Here is a 10415-nt window from a genome sequence, read left to right on the forward strand (position 1 = left end):
TCGACCGTCGCTACTTTAAATTCCGTTCATTTGCCCACGAGTATTTCCGGTGAGTGGCTTGATTACAGATATGAGGGTACAGATATGAGGGTTTGCTGACCATCCTAAATTATGTTTTGCTCTATTATATTGTGGTTAACTTGGTTAAGGATAAAGCACAAATTTCCCGTTTAACGGGGGCGCTTCTTGTGAGCGCTGGTTTAACCTCAATTTATGGGATTTTTCAGCATTTGGGCATCGATCCACTAAGTGGTCTTTATTCAAAGGGAACCGAGCTCGCCCGAAGCTTTTCTTCTTTGGCAATGCTTTGTTTTTTGGAGGATACTTCAACCCCCGAGTCCATGTCGCGAGAGAAGCTCTAAGGGAGCTTAAGGAATGAACAACCTGGCTTTTAGTAGCATAACCACATAAGTGTTAATGGCAATTGAAACAGTTGCGGATATCTTGAGAACCGCGAATAGTTATTTTTTTCCAAGTCAGAAAAAGAAAGCCAATTTTAGCAAATGCTAGAAAATCCAAGGGGGATAAAAGGTGGGTGGATATTCTTCATGGTGTGATAGGATAATCAAATGGGGATTGATACTCCTTGTCTTTCTCCTACCTTTAACTTTCAGCCCCTTCAATCTTTTGCGCTATGATCTTCCAAAGGTTACCTTCGTAAGGGTTCTATCCCTGATCTTCCTCGGTGTTTTACTGATAAAAATAATCCTCGGGAAAATGAAGCTCGCCAGAAGCCCTTTAGATATTCCCTTTTTAGCATTTCTTCTAATAGCTGGGATTTCAACCCTCCTTTCGGAGAACATCTACGTTAGTTTGCTCGGTGAATGTCGAAGGAATCAAGGATTCTTTACCCCTCATTTCCTATGCTTTCCTCTATTATCTCTCTTTTAACTTTTTCCGTGAGAAACGAGATTTTCGGCGGTTTCTGATAGCCCTTTTTGCTTCTTGCTCGGTAATATCGATAATTGGAATATTGCAATATTTGGGCATTACATTTGGTGAATGGAATCTCTATTACATTGCCGATCCCGCCCGAAGCTCCTCCACTCTGGGCAATCCCATCTATCTTGGGGGTTATCTGGTTCGCGTCATACCCGTTGCCATGATTATCGTTCTGTGCACTGAGGAATTTTGGGATTTCATTCCCTTCGTTGCCGATCTCCATGCTCGCGGGGCCTTGGATCATCTACAATTCGGTCTTTACGACGATGCCATTGGCGAAGCTAAATTGGCGGTAAGGCTTTATCCTCTTGAGGAGGAGTATCTATTTCTATTGGGAAAAATTTATGAGTTTAAAAGCGATGCTCAAGGTGATCCCCGGTGGTATAAAGAGGCCATATCAACGTATATAGAGGCTTTGAGATTTAATCCTCGTGAGCGGAATGGCTACGCACGTCTTGGCGATGCTTACCTTAAAGTTGCTGAAAAGGGGAGTTTGAAAATGGGGGGATAAAGCAATTGAAACCTACAAAAACTGATTGAATTGGAGCCAAATTATTCTCAATCTCATTACAACTTGGGAGTGGCGTATTATCTAAAAGGGGAGCTAGATGAAGCCATTGCCCAGTGGCAAAGGACGGTGGAGTTAAAACCGGATGAACTGGATGCCTATCTTCTCATGGGGAAGGTTTATCACGAAAAGGGAGTGGTAAAGGAAGCGATTTGTGCTTATAAAAAGGCATTGGAGTTGGATCCATTCAATATGGAAGCTCACAAAGCCCTCAAGCAATTGAAGGAGTAGCATGGCCTATCTGCCGGTAGGAACTTCTCTCCTGCAATTCCTTTGTCGATGACCCGCCTGCCGACGGGCAGGTGAACCCCACGCACAAATCTCCGGGGTGGACACCCGGTTACTCGTGGCAGATGGGGCAGAACTTTTCCCGTTCGTGACAGCCGCATGCACCAGGTACCTTAGAGGCAGGACCGTGGGTTTTCGGAAAGTCTTCTGCATGTGGCCAGGGTATTCTCTTATGGCACTGCTGGCAGAAGGGCATATTGTGGCACTTCCAGCAGAGCTTCTTATTCACGAAACCCTCGCGAGGATGTTTCTTTTTCCAGTTGGGAGGGTGGGGCATCTCTAAACCGTGACATTGATTACATGTCTCAATGGGATGACATCCCCTGCAGTGGGTCGGTTCCTCCAAATGGACCTTCGGGTAGTCCATCTCTTCCCGAGGCTTCTTGCCTACATCTTCAACGTGGCACAAACGACAGTTGCTGGTAACTAGCTTATCATTGTGGCAAAGGACACATTCTTTCATGTTGGGAGATTTTCCATCGGGAACCATCTTACCATGAGCTATTGTATTGTGGCAGTCAGTGCATTTGTATCCACCACTGAGAATCTCTTTGTGGCTCACTCCTATGGTATATCTAATTTTCTTTTCTCGGGTGACATCCGAGTGGCAAGAGAGGCAGGGCTCGCCGCTTACAATGGCTGTTATGGGTTCTTTGTAACCCCGCCCTAACTGGGAGATGATCATTGAGGTCATTCTCATTTTTTCCATGCACAGTCCAAGCACACCGGGCTGCTGGTGGCAAGAAAGGCAATTTACCTTCTTGTGGGGAGATTCTCTCCAAGCGTAGTATTCTCCCTCCATGGTATGGCAAGAGCGGCAGAAATTTGGCAAAGATGAATAATACATTGCTGAGGCGAAAAGGATCAAAATAATGGCGATGGTTATGCCCGCCCGGATGGCCATCTGTTTTTTAGTGAGTTTTTTGGGAGGCTTTTTCTTTTCCTTGGATGGTCTAAAGACTATTAAAGCCGCAATGGTTAGGATGATTAACACCACAATGATGAACATACCCACGAGCAATACGGCTTCCTGTGGATGAGCTTCCGGGTTCCTGAGGATCGATATTATTCTTTCTTTGCTCAATAGATAGAGCCAATTCTTTGGCATCATTATCCTTCATCTATGGGGCTGTGACCTTGGGCATTACCACTCCCGGGTGGACGTGTTTGATATGACAGTAACCACATGTCTTTTTGACGTGACATCTAAGGCATTTTCCCCTTCCAAGCCTTTTAAACTCCTTCGAGTGTTTTTTCAAGAAGCCTTCGGGATGAGGCATCTCCATCTGATGGCAATTGTCACAAAAGCTTTGAATGTGACAGGTGAGACAGTTTTTATCATCCTTTTTGAATTTTTTTCCGTGGATATGGGGCCAGTTAATCTGATGAGGCATTAAACTGTGGCATCTTTCGCAATCTTCTTTTTCATGGCAAATGATACAGGTTGATGTATCACCCATACCATGAGTCTTCTCCCATGTGGTCCCATGAGTCACAGCCCAAGGACCCGCATGTCTTTTCCTTTCCCCCTTCACGTGGCATTTGAGGCAGTCCTTGGTTGCTTTCTTTCCGTGGCACTGTGTGCATTTATCCATAGTAGGATTATTTTCCTTTGTCAAAGCTTTCCCATGGGCGACTGTATTGTGGCAATCCGTGCATTTTCCTCCCTGGGGGATGCAATCGTCATGACTTATGCGGATGGCGCTTTTTACTACGATTTTTTGGAGGATTTCTCTATGACAGTGTATACAACCATCATTCTTTACCGTGCTTGATATGGGTCTTTGGTACGATTTGGTTGGAAAAAGCAGAATCATTCTTAATTCTTCCATTTTTTCTTCGAGGAAACCTAATGCCCCGAGTTCACCGTGACAATCGTAGCAACTTACTCGACTGTGGGGGGAGTTTTTCCAGGTCTCATAAGGTCTTCTCATTACATGGCAGGATTTACAGAAGAAGGGTTCGGATGTGAGGATCATCAGACCTGTTACAATGAGGATATATCCCATGAGTACCATAGTGACAATGATCCAGGCCTTCTTTTTTGCCACTTTTAATTTCCTTTCAAAAAATTCCTGTAGTGCGGGGGCTCGTCCCCCGCAAATTTTTCTTGGGCGGGCACGGAGTCCCGCCCCTACAGTAGGATTTTGTCCTGTAGAAGCAGACCTTTAGGTCTGTTAATAACAGGTCTAAAGACCTGTTTGTACGAGGGTTCATCTCCCGCTAAATATTTATTGTGGCGCTTTAGGCTTATTTTACAGGCGAACATAATCAGGTGCAAATTGGGAAATTCTAGTAGCGTGGGAGTTCATCTCCCGCAATTTTTCCTTCATTTGGGCGGGCACAAGAAGACTTAGGTGGCGGAGTGCTTCTGCTAATGGTCTCTGCTAACAGGTGAGCCTTGCTTTGAGCTTTTTAATCCTGCTATCATAGGCACGAATAAAATACGGCCAATCACTTTAGGAGGCAACAAAAATTTCTACGAATCCGAGAAGTTTTCAGATACGGACTTTGTGGAAAGTAATGTTGAAATTTTCGCAAAAAAGATGGGCTTTTATAACTGGATTTTTGTTGTTGGCGGTATTAGCCATCATCTTAGTTTATCTTTTTTATAGTAAGCCCCCTGTGACTGGACTTCCCGAATTTCTCTTCAGTATCCAAGGGAAAAGTAAGGATGCCAGGCTGGTGAACCCACTACGTACACCCCTTGGAGTAGCTATTTTTCGCGACAGAGTCTTCGTTGCGGATAGTGGGAATTCTGAGATAAAGATCTTCAATTTGGATGGACGCTTCTTATCCTCCTTTCCAGTGACCACAATAGCAGTCGAGAAACCAACCACCTATCCTGTGGGAATTACTATAGACCGTGATGGAAAAATCTATGTCTCGGAAATTCGCTCCCAAAAGATTATGGTCTTCAATTTCCAGGGAAGATTTCTCTACAACTTTCCCAGGGCAAAGAATTCAAGGGCTCTAGTTAAGCCTCTTGCTTTGGCGTTTGCAAACAATAAACTATATGTGACCGATATTGGAGATCAAAGCGTGAAGGTATTTGACAAGAGAGGCAAATTATTACTTAAATTCGGGAAAATGGGAAGTAGGAAGGGGGATTTTCTATATCCAAATGGAATTGCTGCCTTGGAAGATGGCAGAATTCTGGTAGCCGATTCAAACAATAGACGAGTGCAGGTCTTTAATTCCCGAGGAAAATTCCTGAGTTTTCTTGGGGGATCTAAAGTGCTTTTTAGTCTTCCTCGAGGAATAGCCATCGATGGCGAGGAAAGAATACACGTCGTAGATACTTTTTCACGAGCGGTTTTTGTTTTTGATGCCAAGGGAGAGCACCTCTTCTCTTATGGTGAGTTCGGTGAGGGCAAAGATCAATTTGGTTTCCCCAACGGGATTGCCATCTCCACTTCCGCCCGGAAAATTTATATTACGGATCGAGGGGAGAATTCCATCCTAGTCTGGCGCTATTAGGGGGACTGTCCCCCTCGATGTTCCTTCCTGCGAAAATATCTCTTTTGACCAATAATTCGAATTCATTAAAAATTGCGCTTCCCTTTAAATATAAAAAGTAATATATATTTGTATTAAGAGGTGGTATCAATGGCGAGCCGGAGAGTTAGAATTAGTGCAACCATTTCATCCGAACTCTTAGAGGAGTTGGATTTGGAAGCGAGGGAGAAACATAGGAGCAGGAGTCAGCTGCTCGAAGAATGCATTAAAATCTGGCGCGGGCTTAAATTACGTGAAGATATGAAAGAGGGATATCTTGAGAGAGTTAAACCGGATAGAAAACTTGCGGAAGAGGATCTTGCTGCTCAAGTTGAAACTTTACCCGAATGGTAAATCCAAATGCTCCGTAGAAGAGGGATGTCGGTGAGAGAAATCAAACGCAGTGAGATTTATTGGGTGAATTTTAGTCCCGTGAAAGGATCAGAACAGAGAGGCAGAAAACCAGCACTTGTTGTTCAAAACGATATTGGCAATAAATATGCGTCCACGACCATCGTGGCAGCCATCACTTCCCAGGTGTCAAAGAGAAAATATCCCATGAATGTGATTCTTCCTGAAGGTATACTTCCGAAAAAATCGGAGGTCTTATGTTCTCAACTGAGGACCATTGATAAAAGAAGATTGGAAAAGTACATATGCACATTGGATGAAGCAATAATGAAGGAAGTCGATGAAGCTTTACATATAGCTCTTGAGCTCGATTGATTTTTCTTCCCTTATTTGCAAAATCTCCACTTTACTATCCTGAAGCAGCCAGGTTGCCAATTTCTTTATCCGCATAATTTAGGTATAGCTGGGTCATAATTTCAGAATTTGCTGCCTTCAGAAAAACATTCGGTGATTCATGACCCATGTACAATTTGGGTATAAATATCATTGAGGATGTCATTTTGAACCAAAAATAAGAGGAAATACTGCTAAAACGACGAATATGTTAAAATAATCACAATCTCTAGGAGGGGCAAATTTTGGAATAGATACATTTATAAATTGGTGATCCAGTGTGACTGAGAAAAAGTTGCATATTCATTTTCTGTTCAATAAAAAAGTGGGTTTTTTGATCGCCCTTTCCATTTTAATTCTATTTCTCCTTTTTAACAGCATCGCTTTTGCCATCAATCCACCCACGGGTTTGAATGTAACCGCTGAAGCGCCTCCAAGCTGCAATATCAATCTTGCCTGGAATCCACCTTCTCTTCTTCCCGGGGAGGCGGTGGACCATTACAGGGTCTACAGAGCTCTTTCCACAATCACAGATGCCAACAAGGGAGCGGCGGATCTCATAGCTCCTAAAGTACTAGCCACAATCTATACCGATTCCACAGGTATTCCTGGAGAAACCTATTACTACCAGGTCACCGTGGTTGATACCTTGGGCAATGAAAGCCCGGTTTCCATAAATGTCATTAATGATCATGCCACCGTATCAGGGAGTGAAAACCCACATGATAGCTACAGTGATTTTTCAAACCTTTGTCGGGATTGCCATCGCATTCATCTCGCCCCGGGCTCAACTCTGGTATTTCGTCGAGAGAGCGAAAAGGAAGTCTGTTTTGTTTGCCACGATGAAACCGGGAGTCCCTACAACATTAAGCAACTTTTCCTTCACCCCTCTCGTCATTCCATCGAACCCGAGACGGAACCGGATGGAGTGACCATGAAGTACTGTCACGATTGTCATTCACCACACAGCAATAAGGATTTGAGACCAAAATTAATCAAGGACACCATCAGAGGACAATCGGTGACGGGAAATAATAACACCGTGTGCTACGCCTGTCACGAGAACATTTCTTATCTCTTACTCCCGAACGATGCTTGGTATGGAAAAACCATCTACAATAAGACCGAGCACTATCTGGGGGGAACCGCTGCTTTAACGACATATCCCGGCACCACATATGCCACCGGACTCTGCTTGAATTGCCACGATCCTCATGGCTCTCCTTATAACGATATAAGGCGCAACGATAGAAATGATTTATGTAAAGCCTGTCACGACGATCCATCCATCACTTTACCTGCAACCTGTTCCTATCGGGGGATGGCTTGGTATTTACTCACGCCCCATTATTCCTCAATTTATGCGGTATGGCCAAATCCCGATGATACCGGTGCCTGGCTCACGGGAGGTGCCACCTCGGGCGAGTGCATCAACTGCCACAATCCCCATGGGAGAAGCGATAGCATAACGGGTCCCAATGATGATCTCTATCCGAAATTGTTGCTCAAATGGGAATGGAATAATAATAGCCAGGAGGAGTTCCTCTGCTATGGTAAAGATCCTGCCCAGAAAGCATGTCATGCCGCAACCACGGGTTCGGTCAGTGGTATCAATATTTATGATGGTTTTACCAAGGGAACAGCTACCTATAATGGTCCACCTGGTTCGCCGAAGATAAATACCCGTCATGACATCGGTTTAGATGCCCAGAATTATAGTGGAGCCAAAGTCGAATGTATCCATTGCCACAACCCCCACATAAATACGGGATATTATGATTATGACTACTCCACCGCCCCACCAACTCTAATTCGGAGTAAATTTATCGATCCCGATAATCGAGCACAATTGTTCTCGGGCACCATGACCGTTGATTATACCACGGGGACGGTCACTCTGCCGGGCTATAGGGAATTTTGCAACAAATGCCATGATAATGTTTATCCGTCTGGAGTAACCGCTCCCACTGTAACTTTAATTAATGTTAAAGAAGCCTACATTAAGGACTATCACGGGGACAAAGCGGGTACAGGCGATGGAATGATGGACGGTGGAATGGGTGCCATAAAACCACCTTATCAAAGGGGAATGGCTGCTCTTCCCTGCACGGATTGTCACGATCCCCATGGCTCTAAGAATATCTATCACATTAGGGAGAGCATCACCACGGATCAAACGTACTCCATCACTGTGACCACAGGGGTTGGCGAGCCTTGGAACCTATGTCAAGCTTGCCACACTAAAGGACATAAGTGGCACCATAACTGCTTTAGCTGTCATTACCACGGAAGTGGAAGGTTCTAGTTAGAACCCAAAAGAATTTAAAATAAAGGATTTGCAATAGAAAGCACGGGCACAAATCCCGTGCTTTTTGCTGGAATCTGAGTTAAAGTTAGAACCTAAAGATTTAGGAAAGTAGCTGCTGGGTTTGTGAGAGATTTCAAGTAATTTGAGCACGAGTGAAAGCTCGTGCATTTTCTTTTTTAGCTCCATTTTTTAAGAAAGTGAAAAGCGATGCTTGAATAAATTGAATACTGAAAATGCGGTAGAAAGTGATACGGTTTTTAATTTCTAGTGTTATTAATTGGGGAAATCTGTCAAATTTGTCGAGCCTAACGTTAAAGGATACTTTGAAAAACAACGATAATATGGATGGAAGTTAAAAAACATAATCCAAAAGGATTTTTGGGGAGAAATTTGATGCATTCAAAGTTACTAAAGCATGCCAAAAAAACTTTTGTTCTTCTTTTTGTTGGTGTTTTTGTTCTTGGAGCATTATTCCTATTTGTGTCACCCGCTTTTGCTATCAATCCACCAACAGGTTTGAATGTTACGGCTGGAGCTTCTCCCAATATCAATCTTTCCTGGACAGCTCCAGGGGGCCAAGACCACTACAAAGTTTATCGGGCTTTATCCACTATTACCGATGCCAATAAACCTGCAGCAAAGCCTCTTTCCGACAATGTAACCACTGAAAGCTACACCGATTCCACTGGTATTCCAGGAGAAAGGTACTATTATCAAGTAACTGCGGTTGATGCCGCTGGTAATGAGAGTGGCGTCTCTACTGGTGTTATCAATGATAATGCCATTGTGGTGGGGAGTGAGAACCCACATTACAATTATTCCAACTTAACCAATTTTTGTCGTGATTGTCACCAGGTTCACTTGGCGGAGAGCAATGTCAATGTATACAGGCGCACCCCTTCCATAGATATCTGTTATGTCTGTCACGACGGTACGGGAAGTACTTATAATATTCAGAATACCTACAAGAATCTGGCGGCTCATGATACTCAATTGACCAATCCAGCCTCGGACATTAAGTGTACTCGTTGTCACTATCCTCATGATGCTCCTTCCCCTACCAGATATACTTGGTTGACCAAAAAGAGTGAAGAGAATCTATGTTACGATTGTCACACCACTATCCAGACCAATTTTGCCAAAACATCTCATCATGCTATTACTGGTACTACAGGAGATGGCTTGACGGGGGCAAAGGTTGAGTGCACCAGTTGCCATGGTCCCCATACTGTGAAAACAACCGCTAAGACATCTGATCCTGATAACACCTACAACCTTTCTGGCGAAGTGGGTGCACATACAAACTTTTGCATAAAATGCCACGATGGTTCTCCACCCACGCAGACCTGGGGTAGTTCAACCACCTTTGTTCCCTATACCATTACCTTCCCGACCGTCTCTTCTTATCCCTTCTTCCCGGGTTGGAACAAGTCTGCCTACACCAGTGCCGCTCACTACACAGTCCTTACTGGCGACAAAAGAGCTTGCACCAACTGCCATGAATTTCATGGAACCGACTATTCTCGTCTATTAAGAGGTGGTGAAGATACAACTACGTCTACCACGGGAACGTGCCTTTACGACCCCTGGGGTTCGGCATGTCATGTGAATGGTAACAGTTATGGTGCCCCGGATGTCAAAACTCCTTTAATCAAGAAGGGTGTTACCTGGACCGCAAATTCCGCGTGGAATGCGCCGGATGTGGGCAACTATGCAGAACCTGCTTTTGCTGATTTAGATGGTGATGGAGACTATGATCTGTTGATCGGAGCCTATGATGGTATAAGTTACGCCTACAAGAACACTGGAAGTGCAACCAGCCCCATCTGGACTGCAAATTCCTCCTGGAATGCCCCGGATGTAGGTAGTTACGCCGCACCCGCCTTCGCCGACTTAGATAACGATGGCGATTATGACCTACTAATTGGCGAAGCAAGTGGCATAAGCTACGCCTACAAGAACACTGGAAGTGCAACCAGCCCCACCTGGACCGCCGAATCCTCTTGGAACGCTCCAGATGTGGGCACCTACGCAGTACCAGCCTTCGCCGACTTGGATAACGATGGT

General features: G+C 44.4%; 11 protein-coding genes. 9 read left to right on the forward strand and 2 right to left on the reverse strand.

The genetic code is table 11. The annotated features are described in order from the left end of the window. The first annotated feature begins 92 nt into the window (after positions 1–92). The 4 genes from QMD66_03020 to QMD66_03035 all read left to right on the forward strand — a co-directional run bounded on the left by QMD66_03020 (position 93) and on the right by QMD66_03035 (position 1741). Positions 93–362 (forward strand): hypothetical protein, encoded by a 270-nt coding sequence (locus QMD66_03020; GenBank protein ID MDI6821834.1) that lies wholly within the window; start codon positions 93–95, stop codon positions 360–362. 169 nt (positions 363–531) lie between these two features. Beyond that, positions 532–891: a hypothetical protein gene (locus QMD66_03025; GenBank protein MDI6821835.1), complete on the forward strand. Its 360-nt coding sequence runs from the start codon at positions 532–534 to the stop codon at positions 889–891. Positions 892–982: 91 nt separating this feature from the next. Further along, positions 983–1453 (forward strand): hypothetical protein, encoded by a 471-nt coding sequence (locus tag QMD66_03030; GenBank protein MDI6821836.1) that lies wholly within the window; start codon positions 983–985, stop codon positions 1451–1453. A 24-nt stretch (positions 1454–1477) separates the two neighbouring features. Beyond that, positions 1478–1741 carry a tetratricopeptide repeat protein gene (locus QMD66_03035; GenBank protein MDI6821837.1) on the forward strand — a complete coding sequence of 88 codons (264 nt, stop codon included), beginning with the start codon at positions 1478–1480 and terminating at the stop codon, positions 1739–1741. Positions 1742–1850: 109 nt separating this feature from the next. Here the strand turns inward: QMD66_03035 and QMD66_03040 are convergent, their stop codons facing one another. Next, positions 1851–2906 carry a NapC/NirT family cytochrome c gene (locus tag QMD66_03040; protein ID MDI6821838.1) on the reverse strand — a complete coding sequence of 352 codons (1056 nt, stop codon included), beginning with the start codon at positions 2904–2906 and terminating at the stop codon, positions 1851–1853. A gap of 13 nt (positions 2907–2919) precedes the next feature. Further along, the gene (locus QMD66_03045) at positions 2920–3849 is read right to left on the reverse strand and encodes a NapC/NirT family cytochrome c (GenBank protein ID MDI6821839.1); all 930 of its coding nucleotides are present in this window, start codon (positions 3847–3849) and stop codon (positions 2920–2922) included. A 523-nt stretch (positions 3850–4372) separates the two neighbouring features. Between QMD66_03045 and QMD66_03050 the strand changes: the two genes are divergently transcribed. From QMD66_03050 to QMD66_03070, 5 genes are all read left to right on the forward strand, one after another. Beyond that, positions 4373–5278 carry a 6-bladed beta-propeller gene (locus QMD66_03050; protein MDI6821840.1) on the forward strand — a complete coding sequence of 302 codons (906 nt, stop codon included), beginning with the start codon at positions 4373–4375 and terminating at the stop codon, positions 5276–5278. A gap of 129 nt (positions 5279–5407) precedes the next feature. Further along, on the forward strand, positions 5408–5650 hold the full coding sequence (locus tag QMD66_03055; protein MDI6821841.1) for a ribbon-helix-helix protein, CopG family: 243 nt from the start codon (positions 5408–5410) through the stop codon (positions 5648–5650). 24 nt (positions 5651–5674) lie between these two features. Then, positions 5675–6022, forward strand: coding sequence for a type II toxin-antitoxin system PemK/MazF family toxin (locus QMD66_03060; GenBank protein ID MDI6821842.1), 348 nt, complete (start codon positions 5675–5677; stop codon positions 6020–6022). A 298-nt stretch (positions 6023–6320) separates the two neighbouring features. Beyond that, positions 6321–8345, forward strand: coding sequence for a cytochrome c3 family protein (locus QMD66_03065; protein MDI6821843.1), 2025 nt, complete (start codon positions 6321–6323; stop codon positions 8343–8345). Positions 8346–8741: 396 nt separating this feature from the next. Further along, positions 8742–10415, forward strand: a 1674-nt coding sequence (locus QMD66_03070; protein MDI6821844.1) for a cytochrome c3 family protein, incomplete at its 3' end; no start/stop codon positions are given.

Source organism: Actinomycetota bacterium, assembly GCA_030018275.1.
Classification (GTDB): Bacteria; Actinomycetota; Aquicultoria; order Subteraquimicrobiales; family Subteraquimicrobiaceae; genus Subteraquimicrobium.